Annotated in this window: 15 protein-coding genes; 12 read left to right on the top strand and 3 right to left on the bottom strand. The window is 70.4% G+C overall.

What is annotated here, in order from left to right; translation table 11 throughout:
• Positions 1-13 precede the first annotated feature (13 nt).
• Positions 14-940 carry an alpha/beta fold hydrolase gene (locus tag BLS56_RS14300; RefSeq protein ID WP_228771636.1) on the top strand — a complete coding sequence of 309 codons (927 nt, stop codon included), beginning with the start codon at positions 14-16 and terminating at the stop codon, positions 938-940.
• Here the strand turns inward: BLS56_RS14300 and BLS56_RS14295 are convergent.
• A complete protein-coding gene (locus tag BLS56_RS14295; protein ID WP_091450533.1) occupies positions 937-1632 on the bottom strand; it encodes a hypothetical protein in 696 nt (231 codons plus the stop codon). The genes BLS56_RS14300 and BLS56_RS14295 overlap by 4 nt on opposite strands.
• A complete protein-coding gene (locus tag BLS56_RS14290; RefSeq protein ID WP_091450532.1) occupies positions 1620-2339 on the bottom strand; it encodes a PP2C family protein-serine/threonine phosphatase in 720 nt (239 codons plus the stop codon). The genes BLS56_RS14295 and BLS56_RS14290 overlap by 13 nt, the downstream gene beginning before the upstream one ends.
• 497 nt (positions 2340-2836) lie before the next feature.
• Between BLS56_RS14290 and BLS56_RS30630 the strand changes: the two genes are divergently transcribed.
• From BLS56_RS30630 to BLS56_RS14270, 4 genes are all read left to right on the top strand, one after another.
• Positions 2837-3046, top strand: a complete 210-nt coding sequence (locus tag BLS56_RS30630) for a hypothetical protein (protein WP_139190683.1) — start codon at positions 2837-2839, stop codon at positions 3044-3046.
• Between the two features lie 236 nt (positions 3047-3282).
• Complete coding sequence (locus BLS56_RS14280) at positions 3283-3876, top strand: RNA polymerase sigma factor (RefSeq protein ID WP_091450863.1); 594 nt, start codon at positions 3283-3285, stop codon at positions 3874-3876.
• Between the two features lie 347 nt (positions 3877-4223).
• Positions 4224-5132 (top strand): hypothetical protein, encoded by a 909-nt coding sequence (locus BLS56_RS14275; RefSeq protein ID WP_139190681.1) that lies wholly within the window; start codon positions 4224-4226, stop codon positions 5130-5132.
• A 255-nt stretch (positions 5133-5387) separates the two neighbouring features.
• A complete protein-coding gene (locus BLS56_RS14270) occupies positions 5388-5933 on the top strand; it encodes a hypothetical protein (RefSeq protein ID WP_091450529.1) in 546 nt (181 codons plus the stop codon).
• Between the two features lie 104 nt (positions 5934-6037).
• Here BLS56_RS14270 and BLS56_RS14265 read toward each other — a convergent pair whose 3' ends face one another.
• A complete protein-coding gene (locus tag BLS56_RS14265) occupies positions 6038-6673 on the bottom strand; it encodes a TetR/AcrR family transcriptional regulator (protein ID WP_091450528.1) in 636 nt (211 codons plus the stop codon).
• 186 nt (positions 6674-6859) lie between these two features.
• Between BLS56_RS14265 and BLS56_RS14260 the strand changes: the two genes are divergently transcribed.
• The 7 genes from BLS56_RS14260 to BLS56_RS14230 all read left to right on the top strand — a co-directional run bounded on the left by BLS56_RS14260 (position 6860) and on the right by BLS56_RS14230 (position 16780).
• Entirely contained in the window at positions 6860-7840 is a 981-nt protein-coding gene (locus BLS56_RS14260; RefSeq protein ID WP_091450527.1) for an alpha/beta fold hydrolase, read from the top strand.
• A 55-nt stretch (positions 7841-7895) separates the two neighbouring features.
• On the top strand, positions 7896-8939 hold the full coding sequence (locus BLS56_RS14255; protein ID WP_091450526.1) for a DUF3152 domain-containing protein: 1044 nt from the start codon (positions 7896-7898) through the stop codon (positions 8937-8939).
• Between the two features lie 104 nt (positions 8940-9043).
• Entirely contained in the window at positions 9044-10222 is a 1179-nt protein-coding gene (moeZ, locus tag BLS56_RS14250; RefSeq protein WP_091450525.1) for an adenylyltransferase/sulfurtransferase MoeZ, read from the top strand.
• A gap of 144 nt (positions 10223-10366) precedes the next feature.
• Positions 10367-11161 carry a TIGR02569 family protein gene (locus BLS56_RS14245; RefSeq protein WP_091450524.1) on the top strand — a complete coding sequence of 265 codons (795 nt, stop codon included), beginning with the start codon at positions 10367-10369 and terminating at the stop codon, positions 11159-11161.
• A gap of 236 nt (positions 11162-11397) precedes the next feature.
• Positions 11398-13449, top strand: coding sequence for a molybdopterin oxidoreductase family protein (locus BLS56_RS14240; protein WP_091450523.1), 2052 nt, complete (start codon positions 11398-11400; stop codon positions 13447-13449).
• Between the two features lie 70 nt (positions 13450-13519).
• Positions 13520-15037, top strand: coding sequence for an FAD-dependent oxidoreductase (locus tag BLS56_RS14235; protein WP_091450522.1), 1518 nt, complete (start codon positions 13520-13522; stop codon positions 15035-15037).
• A gap of 201 nt (positions 15038-15238) precedes the next feature.
• Positions 15239-16780 carry an MFS transporter gene (locus tag BLS56_RS14230; protein WP_091450521.1) on the top strand — a complete coding sequence of 514 codons (1542 nt, stop codon included), beginning with the start codon at positions 15239-15241 and terminating at the stop codon, positions 16778-16780.
• Positions 16781-16848 lie beyond the last annotated feature (68 nt).

Below are 16848 nucleotides of genomic sequence, written 5' to 3'. Positions count from 1 at the left end.
TAGTTTGGTGGCTGTGGCCGACTACTTCCGCACCTCCGACGGCGTGGCGCTCAACGTGGTGGTGACCGGCGCGGCCGACGCGCCGGTCACCGTCCTCATGACGCACGGCTGGACCAGCGACCTGCGCATCTGGGACGAGGTGGCCGCGGCCATCGGCGACCGGGTCCGGGTGATCCGGTTCGACCACCGCGGCCACGGCGGCTCCGGCGCCGCCCCGAAGGGCAGCGCCACCCTGGGCAGGCTCGGCGACGACCTCGCCGAGCTGATCACCGCCCGCGTCCCGACCGGCGCGCTCGTCCTGGTCGGCCACTCGATGGGCGGCATGGCGATGATGGCCCTCGCCGAGCGCCACCCGCGCCTGGTGGCCGAGCGGGTGGGCGCGGCGGTGTTCACCTCGACCTCGGCGGGCCGGATGGGCGAGGTGACCTTCGGCCTGCCCAAGCCGCTGGTCAAGCTGGCCCTCCAGGCCCAGAAGCGCGGCAAGAAGAAGCCCGCCGCCACCCACACGGCCCCCCGCCCGCCGCGCCCGGTCGAGCCGCCGTCACGGCTCAAGACGCTCGGCCAGCTCGCTTTCCTGCGGTGGCTGCTGTTCGGCACCCGCTTCCGCATGATCGACGTCCGCTCGGCGGCCGACCAACTCGCCCGTTCACACCGGTCGAGCGCGGGCAGCCTCCGCCGGGACATCGTCGGTAAGCACTCGCGGTCTGCCGCTCTCGCGGCCTACAGCCAGATCCCCACCCAGGTCCTGGTAGGCGACCGCGACCGCCTGACCCCTCTCGACCACGCCGAGGAAATCGCCAAGGCGCTGCCCGACGCCGAGTTCGTCATCTACCGCTCGGCGGGCCACATGCTCCCGTACGAGCGGGTCCCCGAGGTGACCGCCCGCATCATGGACATGGTCGAGCGCGCCTCCGGCCACCCGGTCGAACTGGCGTCCTAGCTGCGGTGACGGCAGTGCCGGTGCGGCACCAGCCGCTGGTCGTCGGCTACCAGTAGGCGTTCGCGGATGAGGTAGTCGGGGAGTTCGTGGCGGTGGCCCTGTGGCTCGCCCCAGATTTCGGTGACCACCTCGTTCAGGGCGCGTTCCAGGGCGGTGAAGGAGGCCAGGCCCATGCACAGGCGGGTCTGCATCCGGTCCAGCGGCTTGGGGGAGTCGATGCCGGGGGTGAAGTACTCGCGGTAATACGCGGCCAGCACCGCCCGGTGGCGGGGCTTGCGGCTCAGCAGAAGCTGGACCCGCACGGCCGCGCCGTTCAGCCCGATCGAGGTCTCCGGGCCGGTGTAGACCTCCGGCCCGGGCCACTCCGCCGACTCGCGCACGACCAGTCGCACCCGCGCGTCCCAGACGTGCACCTCCGACTCACCGTCGGGCAGTGGGAACGCGCACCGCTCGCCGACAGTGAAGCGCCTGCTCTCGGCGGCGACGTAGACCGCGACCCTGGTCTGCTTGTCGCGCCCGTTGATCAGCCACCAGCGGCCGTCCATGTGCCGCAGGAACGGCGCGTTGGGTGCCCGGGAGATCCGGTCGTCGGTTCCGCCGCTGAGGAAGTCGCGGTCCAGGGAGAGCTGCTCGTCAGACGGGATCACGCGCGGCTCGGGCAGCGCGTGATAGTCGACGATCAGTTCCGCCAACCCACACCCCCGGCCACATCGGCGACAACGGCGGTCACATTGTCCTTGGCGCCCGCCTCGCAGGCAGCCTGAACCAGCGCGTCGACACACCGCGCGGGCTCGGCTGACCGCAGCGACGCCAGCAGGGCGGCCAGCCGCTCGGCCCCGAGCGCGTCGGTCAGCCCGTCAGTGCACAGCAGGTACCGCTCCCCGACGATCGCGGGCCGCTCCCAGACGTCCGGCCGCACCTGGTCCTCCATCCCCACGGCCCGCACCAGCGCGGCCCGCTGCGGATGCCGCGCCCCCTCTTCCTCGGTGAGATGCCCCGCGGCCACCAGCTCGGCCCCCAGCGTGTGCGCGGCCGTGAGCTGAAGCAGCGTGTCCGCCTGCGCGAGCACCACGCTGTCGCCCACGTGCGCGCCGACCATCCACCAGCGCGCACCCCGTCTGACCAGCGCCGCCACGTCCAGGGTCGTGGCCATCCCCGCCGTGTGCGGCTCGGTGCGCGCGTGCGCCCGCACGGCCGCGTTGGCCCGCGCCACCGCCTCGGCCGGGCTCCCACGCCTGGCCGCCACCACCGTCCGCACCGCCAGCGCGGACGCGATTTCCCCCGCGGGCGCCCCGCCGACCCCATCGGCGATCACCAGCATCCGCTTGTCCGCGTGGCAGGAGTCCTGATTCGTCGCACGCCCACCCAGGGCGCTCGCACTCGCCGCAGAAAGCCTCATGCCGACACGGTGCCTGCTTTCGGTCGCCGACGGCAGGGGGAGCCCTCCCCCTTCGCCGCTGGCTAAGAGGCGCCGGCCAGAGCTACCGAGCGCTAAGACAAGGGAACACTATGAGCCAACCAGTAACCCGTTCGAATGTATCTACCAGCGAAAACAGGATTCCGGACTCGGCAACCACTACGTTGGTGTCATGTTGAACGACCACCGCCAACCTCCGCCGCAGGATGTCGGGCAACGAGATCCGCCGAGCCCCTGCCATTGGCGATCCCCGCTCGCGTCCCCAGCGGGGAACGCTGCTCGCGGTCATGCCGCCACTGGCAACGCCGCTCGGCCACTGCCAGCGGGTGGCCCACTCACGTCGCGGCCGTGCCGATCACGCGCCAGAGGCCGGTGCCCTTTCTCGTTTCCGATGTCGGCGGCCATCCCCACGGTTCCACATTTCGATGGCTGGTCCTTCGCGCTATCCGCGTCCAGCTGGTTGGTGGGAGCCTTCCCCGGTGAACGAACGCGAAGCGGAACGGCCCGCCCAGCACGAAAACCTCCTTCGGTTGGGGGTTGTCCGGCCGGTGGGTTCGGCGCCGGTCGATTGCGGTGCGGTGCTCGACCATGGCGCCGAGCGGGGTGGCTGGCGCCTGCCTGAGGGAGGGAGTTGGCAGGCTTATCGGCCGCTCACCGACGACACCCCGGATGACACGCCTGCCGGATGACACGCCTGCGCGGCGCGGGGAACGGCGGTGATTCTCGACGCCACCGTGATCGGCGCCATTCCCGTTTTCCGCTTCGCCTGGCTTGACCGCCCGGCCGCGGCCGACTCGGGGGACCGCGCTCGCTCCGCGTTGATCGGGGCAAGTCGCATCAGGAACGGTGCTGGGCGGTGCAACGTCGTGGGGGATGCCGGCCACATAAGGGTGTGAGAGCCGATCTGGGGAGCGAGGGTGCTGTGGTGAGGGAGCCGTCAGCGCGATGGGTTCGTGCCGCGCCACCGGCCACCGAATCCGACGCGCTGCTGTGGGCCCGTGCCGCTGAGGGTGACCAGGACGCGTTCGGCGAGTTGTTCCAGAGGCATGTCGCGGCGGTGTGGAACTACGGGTATCGGTTGACCGGATCGTGGGAGAGGGCGGAAGACCTCACCTCGACGGTGTTCCTGACCGCGTGGCGACGGCGGCGATCAGTGATTCTGGTGCGGGAGAGCGCGTTGCCGTGGTTGTTCACCGTGATGGGAAACGCGGTGCGGGACGAGACGCGCGGAATGCGGCGGCGCCTGATGCTGGCGCGACGAGTGGGGACGCCGGACGACGTGGCCGACCACGCCGAATCTGTGGCCAGCCGGGTGGACGGAGACCTGAGCATACGTCGGATCGCCGAGATGGTGGCCGGTCTGCCGGTGGCGCAGCGGCGCGTGGTGCAACTGTGCCTGTTCGGGGAGCTTCCGCAGGCACAGGCGGCGGAGATCTTGGGCGTCACGGTGGTCACGGTCCGATCGAATCTTTCCCGGGCGCGGGCCCGGCTTCGTCAACTGATGGAGGGACAGGCGTGAACGGCGATCAGATCGACAAGGGGGACCTGCCCCCGTCGCGAGAGATCCCGGAAGCGGTGCGGGTGCGAATCCATGACACGGTGCTGGCTGGGATCGGCGTCGAGCGCCGTCGCCGGGGCGCGGTGATGGCCTCGGCCGCCGCGGCGGTGATACTCGCCCTTGGTGTGGTGGCGGTGGCGCGACAAGTGGGATCGAGTGCGGATTCCCGGACAGCCGGTGCGCAGGCGCCAGGGGCCGCACAGAGGGTTCCGGACGTCGGCGTCGATTCGCCACTGGATCAGGCGCGGGTTGACGATGAGTTGGATCGGTGCTTCGCCGCGGGCGTCCACACCGGGAATCAGGGACGGGTGCCGCCCAGGGACCAGTGGCAAGCGGTGTTCCAGGTCGGCGACCCCCGAGTGACGGTCACCGCTGTTCGGACTCCCACGACGCCGCTTTTCTGTCAGAGCACCCCGGCGACCGCGACGCTCTCGCAGCCGCTCTCGGCCGCGGACGGTCGCACCGCGGCGATGATGATCACCGGTGAGGGCACTGTGGCGGGGGTGTTGGACCCGACCTGGGAGCAGGCCATGATCGAGATCACCGGCCGCGCCAAGGACAAGTACACGGGACGGGCGCAGCACAAAGACGGCCTATTCGTCCTGCTGTCCCCAGTGTCGCCCTCGGGCGCGGACATCACCGTGCGGCCCGGCGAAGACATCGCCGCGCTCCCCATGCCGCTGGCAGCGCCTGGCTGGAGCTGGTCCGATGCCCCCGCCGCGGACCGATCCACCGATCGGGGACGGCTGCTGGGAGCGTGCCTCGAACGCGCGGAGGAGGGCAACGGAGTCGTGGATTCCGCAACGTGGCGTCCGGGCGCGGTGGCCGAGGCCGAGGGGCAGCGGGTGATCATGGCGGTGAACAGCGGAGGTGTCGGCGCCTGCGTGCGACACGGCGAACGAACCGAGTTCTCCGCCTACCTGCGTGTGCCTGCCGAATCGACGCCCGGCAAACCCGTCCTGCTCGACGTCGCCCCCACTATCGGGGCACGCCCGCTGCTCGCCGGGACGGCGCCCAGCGGCAGTAGGCGCATGAGCCTGCTGCTCCCGGACGGGAGAACGGCGGAGGCGGATATCGCGGATTCGACTTTCGCGGTGCTGCTGCCCGCCGAGATGAGTTCGGGCGCGAAGGGCCCCTTGGTTCCGGAGTTGGGGGCCATCACTGTCCAGGTGTTCGGCGACGGTGACCGTCTTCTCTACGAGGGCCCTGTGATCTGAACGGCGCAACGCACACCAGAATCTTCAGCCGCTAAATGAGCGCTAAATATTCGACGTGATGTTGCCCGCTGTCGAACTCGGCCGATCGGAGGAATGCGAATCTCCGGCGGGTCGATAGCTTGGTCGAGTACATCCTGGTGGGAAGCGGAACATGACGACCTGGAAGTGTGTGTGCTTCCAGGTCGGACGCGGCTGCTGTTTCTGTGCAGCCCGAGTTCCTATTCCTCTGGGTCAATTTTCGACTGGGGAGAAGACATGCGGGTTTTCGCACTAAGAGCCGCCGTCGCCGCGATCGTCGCGGCGACGGCGCTTGCCTTGGCACCTGCTGCCGGGGCTGACACCGGGCAGTCGACCACGCGGGCCGGTGACAACACCAAGGTCGAGGTCGACGCGCTCATTGCCGACAATCCTGGCGCGAAGCGGGTGGCGCACAACAAGGTGATTCTTGCCAACGGCGTTCAGGCCATTTACACGCCTAGTGGGCAATCCGGCAGTGGCTCGGCAGGTGGTGTCTCAGTTTCCGGTTTCGTTTACAAGGGTTGTGACTACTACTATCTGTGCATCTGGGACGAATATCGCAACAAATGGAGCTTCTACAACTGCGGCCAGGTCAACATCGGCAACCACGGATGGAGCGATAAAGTCCGCGATGTCACCAACAACCAGGCAGGCGCCACTTCCTACTTCTACGACTGGAAGGGGTACTGGGACTTCCTCAGTTCGATCCCCCCGCAGTTCGGCACCGGCTACCTGCCTCCCAGCGACCCTCTGCGGCAGACAGACATGATCAACGTCTGCTGACCGGAGGGGGCAGGCGTCACCAGGACAACAGAGCGGACAGCCCCGAGGGTGGGGGCTGCCCGCTCTGTTGTCCTGGGTCGTGCGCCTACGGGAAACGAACTCGGTCAGTCGTGGGGGTGGAGGGGGAAGCCGCCGCCGATGCCGCGCCAGGCGAGGTTGGAGATGAGGCCGATGGCCTCTTCCTTGGGCAGTGTGCGGTTGTCGGCGAGCCAGGCGCGGGCGGCTACCTGGCTGACGCCGACCAGGCCCACGGCCAGCAGGCGGGCGCGGCTCTCGTCCAGGCCCGCGTCGGCGGTGATGGTGGCGGTGATGGCGTCGACACTGGCGTTGGTGGCGCGTTCGACGGCGTCTTGGACCAGGGGTTCGCCGCGGAGGTCGGACTCGAAGACGAGGCGGAACGCCTGGCTCTCGCCGTCGACGAAGTCGAAGTAGGCGGCTACGGCGTTGTGGACCCGGACCTTGTTGTCCGTTGTCGACTCCATGGCCTCGCTCACCCGGCGGGTCAGCTCGTCGACGTGCTTCTCCAGCAGGGCCATGTACAGCTCCAGCTTGCCGGGGAAGTGCTGGTAGAGCACCGGCTTGCTGACCCCGGCGCGCTCGGCGATCTCGTCCATGCCCGCGGCGTGGTAGCCGTTCGCCGCGAACACGTCCTGTGCCGCGGCGAGCAGTTGGGCCCTCCGGGCCGTTCGCGGGAGTCTTGCTCCCCGGCCGACCCCGTTGGACTGAACCGTCTCAGACATGCGCCTCCACCCTCGCTCGATTGCCTCGTTCGGGTCGGGATCGCCAACCCCCAGCGGGTGGTTCGACCTTACTCGGCGGTAGCCCCGTTCGGGGTGCGTGTACTCAGGAACTTCGCTATGCCAAGTATCCCGTGTGACCGTCGTCTCAGTACGGCGAGGCACGCGCAACGTTGGCAAACTGAGCTGATGAATGTCGCGACCACCTCGCGGGTTCCCCTGACCCAGGTTCCCTTCTCCACCGCAGAGCTGCCCCCGGTCGACCCGACCATCCCCGCGTGGCCGGGGGAGGAGATCGAGGCGGCGGGCATCCGGCTGCACGTGCGGCGCACGCCCGGTGTGGGTGAGGTCACCGCCGTCTACGTGCACGGACTCGGCGGTTCGGCGACGAACTGGACCGACCTCGCAGGCCAGCTGTCCGGGCACGCCCCGGGCATCGCGGTCGACCTGCCCGGCTTCGGCAGGTCCTCGCCGCCGGAGGGCTACCCCTACACGATCGAGGCGCACGCCGAGGCGCTCGCCACCTGGCTGCGCGGCATGGCGCTGGGGCCGGTGCACCTGCTGGGCAACTCCATGGGCGGGATGATCTGCATCGTCGCGGCCGCCAAGCACCCCGACCTGGTGCGCACGCTGACGCTGGTCTCGCCCGCGGTGCCCGACCTGCGGCCCAACGTCAACCGCATGTCCGACCCCCGGCTGCCGCTGGCGTTCCTGCCGGTGATCGGCACCTCGGTGCGAAGACAGCTCTCCCAGCTGACCCCGCACGAGCGGGCCATGCAGATGCTCAACCTCTGCTACGCCGACCCGGGCCAGGTGACGCCGGAGCGCATCGAGGAAGCCGCCCGCGAATACGCCGAGCGGGCCAAGCTGGCGTGGTCGACACCCGCCCTCGCGCGTAGCACGATCGGGTTGATCCGGTCCTGGCTCGCGCCGCGGTCGCGGTCGCTGTGGCGGTTCGTTCCGAGGGTGCAGGCGCCGACCCTGGTGGTGTGGGGCGCCGAGGACAAACTGATGACTGTCCGCAAGGCTCCCCGCACCGCCAAGCTGCTGCCGAAGGCCCGATTGCTGATCTTGCCGAGGACCGGGCACGTGGCCCAGATGGAGCGTCCGGCGACCGTCGCCCGCGCCGCGCTGGGCCTGTGGGAGGCCGTGGAGGCGAACCGCTGGTGACGGTGGCCGCCTGGCGAGCCGCGCGTGATGTGGCACCCTTGGTTCCGTGAGCCGAATGACGCAAGGGCGCCGGGAGACCGCCTCCCGTCGGTCACGCTCCGCGTCCGGGGGTGAGCGGGGCGCCGCCGACACGGCCGGTGACCGTTACCGGGCGGGCGCGCGGCGCACAACCGCCGAACCGCTGACCGCGTCCTGGGAGCCGGAGCTGCCCAAGCGGGAGCGCCCGCGCGGGGTGCTGCGCACCTACGGCTGGCGGGTGTACGCGCTGCCGGTGATGCTCGCCGTCACCGGCCTCGTGCTCGTGCAGACCGCGGGGGAGAAGAGCACCCAGGTCACCGCCGACGCGGCGAGCACGGCGAACCAGCTCGCCGCCGACGCGGGCGCCCCGGTCGTCACCGAGCAGCGCGCGACCCCCGTCGACCTGAACATCCCGACCGCGGAGCTGCCGAACGGCGGCGCGTTCACCCAGGCCGGGGCGGGCACCTGGCACGGCGTGCCGGGCAGCGGCCCGAAGGTCGGCACGGGCCAGAAGTTCTACACCTACACCGTCGAGGTCGAGGACGGCATCGACCTGTCCGCCCTCGGCGGCGACGCCGCGTTCGCCACGCTGGTCGACTCGACGCTGGCCGAGCCGCGCGGGTGGACCAGCCTGGGGCAGATCGCGGTGCAGCGCGTCGAGCCCGACTTCCCGAACCCGAGCTTCCGGATCAGCCTGACCACCCCGGACACCGCGCACCGGCCGGACATGTGCGGCCACTCGATCCCGTATGAGGCGTCCTGCTACCTCGGCGGCACTCAGAAGCGGGTGATGATCAACCTGGCCCGGTGGGTGCGCGGCGCGGTCGCCTTCGGCGGCGACATGACCTCCTACCGGCAGTACGCGATCAACCACGAGGTCGGCCACGCCTTCCGCAACGGGCACGTCGGCTGCCCGGAGGCGGGCGCGCTGGCCCCGGTGATGATGCAGCAGAGCTTCGGGGTGGCCAACGACTACGTCGCCCAGCTCAACCAGGCGGTGAACCTGCACGAGGTGAAGGCCGACGGCCTGGTCTGCAAGCCCAACGCGTGGCCCAACCCACAGGCGCGGCCCGCAGGCTGAACACCCGCGTCCCGGATCGTGGGAGCAGGGGAAGACACGGTGGGATGGCCGTGTTGCAACGGGCGACAATCGGATGCAGATCCGACGCGTTCTAGGAGGAGCCGATGCCAGGCACTTTGCCGCCGCTCGTTGAGCAGGCGCAGGAGCTGACCAAGGAAGAGGTGGCCCGGTACAGCCGCCACCTCATCATCCCGGATGTCGGGGTGGACGGGCAGAAGCGCCTGAAGAACGCCAAGGTGCTCGTCGTGGGCGCGGGGGGCCTCGGCAGCCCGGCGCTGCTGTACCTGGCCGCGGCGGGCGTGGGCACGCTGGGGATCGTGGACTTCGACGTCGTCGACGAGTCCAACTTGCAGCGCCAGGTCATCCACGGCGTGTCCGACGTTGGCAAGCCCAAGGCGGTCTCGGCCAAGGAGTCGATCGCCGAGATCAACCCGCTGGTCACGGTGATCCTGCACGAGGAGCACCTGAACTCGACCAACGCGCTGGAGATCTTCGCCGACTACGACCTGATCCTCGACGGCACCGACAACTTCGCCACCCGCTATCTGGTGAACGACGCGGCCGTGCTGCTGGGCAAGCCGTACGTGTGGGGCTCGATCTACCGCTTCGAGGGCCAGGTCAGCGTCTTCTGGGAGGACGCCCCCAACGGCCAGGGCCTCAACTACCGCGACCTCTACCCCGAGCCGCCGCCGCCGGGAATGGTGCCCTCCTGCGCCGAGGGCGGCGTGCTGGGCGTGCTGTGCGCGTCCATCGGCTCGGTCATGGTCACCGAGGCGATCAAGCTGCTCACCGGCATCGGCGAGCCGCTGCTGGGCCGCCTGATGGTCTACGACGCCCTGGAGATGTCCTACCGGACCATCAAGATCCGCAAGGACCCGGAGACCAAGCCGATCGAGGGCCTGATCGACTACGAGGCGTTCTGCGGGGTCGTCTCCGACGACGCGCAGAGCGCGGCGGCGGGCAGCACCATCACCCCGCGCGAGCTCAAGGAGAAGTTCGACCGGGGCGAGGACTTCGCGCTGATCGACGTCCGCGAGCCGCACGAGTACGAGATCGTCAAGATCGAGGGCTCGGTGCTCATCCCCAAGGACCGCATCCTCTCCGGCGACGCGCTGGCCGAGCTTCCGCAGGACAAGCCGATCGTGCTGCACTGCAAGTCCGGGGTGCGCTCGGCCGAGGCGCTGGCCGCGCTGCACAAGGCGGGCTTCGCCGACGCCGTGCACGTCGGCGGCGGCGTGCTGGGCTGGGCCAGCGACGTGGACCCGTCGCTGCCCACGTACTGACCGTGCGATCCCGCGAGTCCCGAGGCGTGATCTGACCGCTCGTCCCCGCGAGTGCCGCTCTCCGGTGTGACGCCGAGGGTGGGACTCGCGGGGTGGGCCGTGTCGCGGCGCGGTTCACGGTGATCAGCGGGGTAGCGTGCGGTCGTGGGTACTCCGCCTCCGCAGCACGTCCGCGCTGCTTTCGGCGCCAAGAACGCCGAGCCGGTGCTGGTCGAGCACGGCCCGGTGTGGCGCTGCGACGACGTCGCGCTGCGCCAGGCGACCGGTCCGGCCGAGGCGTCCTGGGTCGCCCAGACGCTCGGCGACCTCGAAGTGCCCGACCTGCGGGTCGCCAGACCGATCCGCTCCAGCGACGGCCGCTATGTCGTCGGCGGCTGGGTCGGGTTCCGGTTCATCTCCGGGCGCGCCGAGCCGCGCTACGACGAGGTGGTCTCGGCGTCCCTGCGCCTGCACCGGGCCACCGCGGGCCTGCCCCGCCCCCGCTTCCTGCACGCCCGCGCCGACGTCTTCGCGGTGGCCGACCGCGCGGCCTGGGGCGAGGACCGGCGGGTCCAGATGGCGGCGAACCTGGGTGGGCGGCTGTTCGAGTTCTACGCCGAGTTCCGCAAGGAGATCGACCTGCGCCCGCAGGTGGTGCACGGCGACCTGTTCGGCAACGTCCTGTTCGACGGCGACGCCGCCCCCGGGATCATGGACTTCGCCGCGTTCTACCGCCCGCCGGAGTGGGCCGCCGCCGTGATCGTCGTGGACGCCCTGGCCTGGGGCGGCGCTGACGACGGCCTGGTGAAGCGCTGGTCGCACCTGGCGGAGTGGCCGCAGGCGCTGCTGCGCGCGCTGCTGTTCCGGCTGGCCGTCCACGCCACGCACCCGCGCTCGACGTCGCGCTCGATGCGCGGCCTGGAGCGGGTCGCGCAGGAAGTCGGCAGGCTTCTCCTTTAGCGAACGCCGTTCGGGTTTGTGGGCCTGCCCACTACCGGCCGGTAACACGGGCGGAACATGAACCGTCATCCAGCGTGACGGAATGTCCCCGTTACGTGACTCTGATCGCTTCTCACGGGTCGAATATGGCCCCTGCGCAGGCAAGTTCGCATCCACGAAACAAAGCCGCATCATCGGGTAACAAGGCCTACCTACCGTCGACAAGGACCGAACGCCGCCGATCCCAGGAGACGGGCATGACGCAGTTGGCCGCTCCCGTCGTCGACACCCACTGTCCCTATTGCGCCCTGCAGTGCGGGATGCGCCTCACCGGGGCGCAGGTCGAGCCGAGAGAGTTCCCGACGAACCGGGGCGGGCTCTGCCAGAAGGGGTGGACCTCGGGTTCCCTGCTGACCAACCCCGCCCGGCTCACCAGCCCGCTCGTCCGCGTCAACGGCGAACTGCGGCCGGTCTCGTGGGAACTGACGCTCGACTACGTCGCGGGCAGGCTCGCCGGGCTGCGCGCCGAGCACGGCCCGGACTCGGTCGCGGTCTTCGGCGGCGGCGGGCTCACCAACGAGAAGTCGTACCTGCTCGGCAAGTTCGCCCGGGTCGCGCTGGGCACGTCGCAGATCGACTACAACGGCCGGTTCTGCATGTCCTCGGCCGCCGCCGCCGGGATGCGCGCGTTCGGCCTCGACCGCGGGATGCCCTTCCCCGTCGAAGACCTCCGCAAGGCCGACGCGGTGCTGCTCGTCGGGGCCAACCCGGCCGAGACGATGCCGCCGTTCATGCAGCACCTCACCTCGACCGGGCTGATCGTGGTCGACCCGCGCCGCACGCCGACCGCGGAGCAGGCGACGCTGCACCTCAAGCCGCGCCCCGGCACGGACCTGGCGCTGGCGCTGGGCATCCTGCACGCGGTCGTCGCCGACGGGCACCTGCGCCACGACTACATCGCCGAGCGCACCACCGGGTTCGACGCCGCGTGGCGGATCGCCGCCGCATGGTGGCCGGAGCGGGTGGAGCGGGTGACCGGGGTAGCGGCGAGCGACCAGCGCCGGGCCGCCGCGCTGCTCGCCAAGGCGCGCAAGGCTTACATCCTCACCGCGCGCGGCACCGAGCAGCACGCGCGGGGCACCGACATGGTGGGCGCGTGGATCAACCTGGCGCTGGCGCTCGGCCTGCCCGGCACGCCGGGGTCCGGCTACGGCTGCCTCACCGGCCAGGGCAACGGCCAGGGCGGGCGCGAGCACGGCCAGAAGGCCGACCAGCTTCCCGGCTACCGCAAGATCGATGACCCGGCCGCCCGCGAGCACGTCGCCGGAGTGTGGGGCGTGCCACCGGAATCGCTGCCCGGCCCCGGCCGCTCGGCCTACGAGCTGCTGGACGCGCTCGGCAACGAGACCGGTCCGCGCGCGCTGCTTGTCTTCGGCAGCAACATGGTCGTCTCCGCGCCGAGCGCGGGCAGCGTGGTCGACCGACTGTCCAGTTTGGACATTCTGGTCGTCGCGGACTTCGTGCTGTCGGAGACGGCATCGATGGCGGACGTGGTCCTCCCGGTCACCCAGTGGGCCGAGGAATCCGGCACGATGACCAACCTCGAAGGCCGCGTTCTGTTGCGCGGCAAGGCGATCGACGCGCCCGACGGCGTGCGCAGCGACCTTGAGGTGCTGCACGGTCTGGCGACGCGGCTCGGCCAGCCAGCCGAGCGGTTCCCCACCGACGCCGAGACCGTGTTCGAGGAACTGCGCCGCGCCTCGGCCGGCGGGGCGGCGGACTACTCCGGCGTGACCTACGACCGGCTCCGTGACGGTGAGGCGCTGCACTGGCCGGTGCCGTCGGTCGACCACCCCGGCACGCCGCGGATGTTCCTCGACCGCTTCGCCCACCCCGACGGCCGCGCCCGGTTCGCCGCGGTCGACCACACCGGTCCCGCCGAGCCCGCCGACGCGGAATACCCGCTGCTGGCCACCACCGGGCGCGTGTTGCAGCACTACCAGTCCGGCGCGCAGACCCGGCTGGTGCCCGAGTTGCTCGACGCGGTGCCCGAGGTCTTCGTGGAAATACACCCGGACACCGCCGACCGCGCGGGCTTGGCCGAGGGCGCCATCGCCCGGGTCGTGTCCCGGCGCGGGTCGACCCTCGCCCGGGTGCGGCGCGTGGCGTCGATGCGCACGGACACCGTGTTCCTGCCGTTCCACTTCGCGGGTGAGCAGCGGGCGAATCTGCTGACCAACCCCGCTCTTGACCCGACTAGCCGTATGCCCGAGTTCAAGGTCTGTGCGGTTCGAATAGAGGAGGCGTAGTGAGCAACCGTCGTTTCCCTGCTCGCGAAGCCGACCGGGTGCGGGTGTCCCGCATGTCTCAGGAGGTCTCATGAGCGAGCTTGCGAGCGAATCGTCAGCACAGGGCGCGGGCGCGCGAGGCCACCGAACGAGTGAGGTGGCCCCAAGGAACGCGCGCCACGTGGTCGTCGTCGGCTACGGCATGGCGGGCTCCCGGCTCGCCGAGGAAATCCGCCGCCGTGACCGGGCCGGTGAGCGGGTCTCGGTGACCGTGATCGGCGAGGAGCCGCACGCGGCGTACAACCGTGTGCTGCTGTCGTCGGTGGTCGCGGGCACGATGACCGCCGAGTCGACCCGGCTGCACGACGAGGACTGGGCGCAGGCGCACGGGATCGACCTGCGCCTGGGCGTCTCGGTCACCGCGATCGACCGGGAAGCCCGCACGGTGGCGCTCTCCGACGGCGGCGAGCTGTCCTACGACGCGCTGGTCCTGGCGACCGGCAGCCGCGCCTGGGTGCCGCCGACCGAGGGCCTGCGCACCGATTCCGGCGCGCTGGCCGCCGGGGTGGCCACCTTCCGCGACCTCGCCGACTGCGCCGCCATCCTCGACAAGGCCCGCCCCGGCGCCCCGGTCGCCGTCCTCGGCGGCGGGCTGCTCGGCCTGGAGGCCGCGCGCGGCCTGGCCGGGCGGGGGAGCCTGGTGACGGTCGTGCACCCGGCTGGCCACATCATGGAGCGGCAGCTCGACCCGGCCGCCGGTGCGGTCCTGGCCAAGGCGTTAGCCGCGCACGGCATCGAGTTCCGCGTCGGCCGCCTCGCCGCCCGCTACATGCCCGGCGACGGCCTCAAGCTGGACGACGGCAGCCACGTCCCGGCCGACCTGGTCGTCGTGTCGGCCGGGGTGCGGGCCGAGACCACGCTGGCCGCCTCGATCGGCCTGACCGTCGAGCAGGGGATCGTCATCGACGACGCCCTGCGCACCAACGACCCGCGCATCCACGCGATCGGTGACTGCGCGCAGCACCCGGGCACCGTCTCCGGGCTCGTGCAGCCCGCCTGGGAGCAGGCCGAGGTGCTGGCCGACCTGCTGACCGGCGAGAACCCGTCGTCGCGGTACCGGGGCACCCCGGTCGTGACCCGGCTCAAGGCCCGCGACGTCGACCTGGCCGCGCTCGGCGAGGTGCACACCGAGGTGGACAGCCCCGACGCCGAGGTGCTGTGCCTGCACGACCCGGCGCGCGGCCGCTACGCCAAGCTCGTGCTGCGCGAGGACCGGGTCACCGGGGCCATCGTCATCGGCGCCCCCGACGCCGCCGCCACCATCACCCAGCTCTACGACGCCAAGTCCCCCGCCCCGACCGACCGGCTGGCGCTGCTGCTCGGCCGTGCGCTGCCCTCGGTCGGCGCGGTCGCGAGCAGCCCGGCCGACCTTCCCGCGTCCGCGGTGGTCTGCCGGTGCAACACCGTGACAAAGGGCCAGTTGGTAAAAGCCTGGCGGGCGGGTGCGGTCGAAGTCGCCGATTTGGCCAAGGCGACCCGCGCGACCACCGGATGCGGCGGTTGCGGCGACGCCGTCCGCGGAATCGCGGATTGGTTGGCCCGCGCCTGATCGACCATTCGGAGCAGCCGGTTTCGCGCCTTCTGGTTTCGCGAAACCGGCTATGACCAGGATGTTTTCTGTCCAGAAACCTCACAGCGTGATCAACGGGCGCGTGCGGACAACGTGCCTTCGACGTCACCGCGAGCCATATGCGGGAAATCCGCGATTCGTATCTTTTCGCCCAAGCACCAGCTTGAGGAGGACCTCGCCATGAGTCTTGCAGTCGAATCCCCGCCGACCGGTCAGCCAAAGCGCCGGAAGGGGCGCTGGATCGACCACTGGGAGCCGGAGAACGAGGAGTTCTGGGAGAAGACCGGAAAGCCGATCGCGCGCCGCAACCTCATCTTCTCGATCTTCGCCGAGCACCTGGGCTTCTCCATCTGGGTGCTGTGGTCAGTCGTCGTGCTCAACCTGTCGAACGCGGGCTTCGGCGGCGGCACGCCGTTCACCCCGAGCGAGCTGTTCTGGCTGACCGCGCTGCCGAACCTGGTCGGCTCCGCGCTGCGCATCCCCTACACCTTCGCGGTGCCCAAGTTCGGCGGCCGGGTGTGGACCGCGATCAGCGCCGCCCTGCTGCTGGTGCCCACCACCGCGCTCGCGGCGATGGTGCACTTCGACTTCGTGCGCAGCCAGTCGCACGACACCCAGTTCACGATCATGCTGGTCATCTCGGCCCTCGCGGGCGTCGGCGGCGGCAACTTCTCCTCATCGATGGCCAACATCTCCTTCTTCTACCCGGAGAAGCGCAAGGGCCTCGCGCTCGGCCTCAACGCGGCGGGCGGCAACCTCGGCGTCGCCGTCGTGCAGCTGATCACGCCGCTGGTCGTCATCATCGGCGTCCCGTACGCCATCGCGAAGAACCCGGTCCACCCGGTGCACCTGGCCTACGCGGGCCTGATGTGGATGCCGTTCATCATCGCCGCCGTCGTCGGCGCGTGGTTCTGGATGGACAGCCTCACGATGGCCAAGTCGGACACCAAGTCCTACCTGACGTGCCTGTCGCAGGGGCAGACCTGGATCGTGTCGATCCTCTACATCGGCTCGTTCGGCTCGTTCATCGGCTTCTCCTTCGCCCTGCCGCTGGTCATCCGGCTGACGTTCCCCGAGTTCCTGGCGCAGAACCCGTTCATCGGCACGTACCTGGCGGGCCTTGGCTTCCTCGGGGCGCTCATCGGCTCGTTCTCCCGGCCCTTCGGCGGCTGGATCGCGGACAAGATCGGCGGCGCCAAGGTCACCCTGTGGGTGTTCATCTCGATGGCGGCGTTCACGCTGCTCGCGATGTACGGGGTGAACCAGCGCAGCTTCGCGATCTTCTTCGCCTCCTACATGGTGATCTTCGCGCTTTCCGGCGCTGGCAACGGCTCCATCTACCGGATGATCCCCGTCATCTTCGGTGAGCTGGGCCGCAAGGAGGCCGCGACCGGCGCCATCACCCGCGACGAGGCGACCTTGAAGTTCAAGCGGATGGCGGCCGCGGTCATCGGCATCGCCGGTGCGATCGGCTCCTTCGGCGGGTTCCTCATCCAGCAGATCTTCCGGATCGCCAGCGTCCCGGTGGGCTCCGCGGTGAACAGCGCGAAGACGGTCGAGGCCAAGGCCGCGGCGGCCGCCGAGCACGCGACCTGGTCGACCTCGGCGCTGGGCGTGTTCATCGTCGGCTACGTGATCTTCGCCGGGATGACCTGGTTCTTCTACCTGCGCAAGACCACCGAGACCTCGCGCTTCCCGAGCCTGGCCCACGCGGGCGTCTGAGTCTGACCTTCCGCGTCCTCCTCGCGGATGGCTGGCGTGACGGTCGTCTTCCCTTTGTCGTGAGGGGA

The organism is Actinokineospora iranica (assembly GCF_900101685.1).
GTDB lineage: Bacteria > Actinomycetota > Actinomycetes > Mycobacteriales > Pseudonocardiaceae > Actinokineospora > Actinokineospora iranica.
This window is presented reverse-complemented; position numbering and strand designations above follow the sequence as displayed.

Excerpts from the sequence above, each read along its gene's own strand:
- BLS56_RS14270 (WP_091450529.1), top strand. The coding sequence starts at position 5,388 with ATGCGGGTTTTCGCACTAAGAGCCGCCGTCGCCGCGATCGTCGCGGCG.
- BLS56_RS14290 (WP_091450532.1), bottom strand. The coding sequence starts at position 2,339 with ATGAGGCTTTCTGCGGCGAGTGCGAGCGCCCTGGGTGGGCGTGCGACG.
- BLS56_RS14265 (WP_091450528.1), bottom strand. The coding sequence starts at position 6,673 with ATGTCTGAGACGGTTCAGTCCAACGGGGTCGGCCGGGGAGCAAGACTC.
- BLS56_RS14240 (WP_091450523.1), top strand. The coding sequence starts at position 11,398 with ATGACGCAGTTGGCCGCTCCCGTCGTCGACACCCACTGTCCCTATTGC.
- BLS56_RS14260 (WP_091450527.1), top strand. The coding sequence starts at position 6,860 with ATGAATGTCGCGACCACCTCGCGGGTTCCCCTGACCCAGGTTCCCTTC.
- moeZ (WP_091450525.1), top strand. The coding sequence starts at position 9,044 with ATGCCAGGCACTTTGCCGCCGCTCGTTGAGCAGGCGCAGGAGCTGACC.
- BLS56_RS14230 (WP_091450521.1), top strand. The coding sequence starts at position 15,239 with ATGAGTCTTGCAGTCGAATCCCCGCCGACCGGTCAGCCAAAGCGCCGG.
- BLS56_RS14255 (WP_091450526.1), top strand. The coding sequence starts at position 7,896 with ATGACGCAAGGGCGCCGGGAGACCGCCTCCCGTCGGTCACGCTCCGCG.
- BLS56_RS14235 (WP_091450522.1), top strand. The coding sequence starts at position 13,520 with ATGAGCGAGCTTGCGAGCGAATCGTCAGCACAGGGCGCGGGCGCGCGA.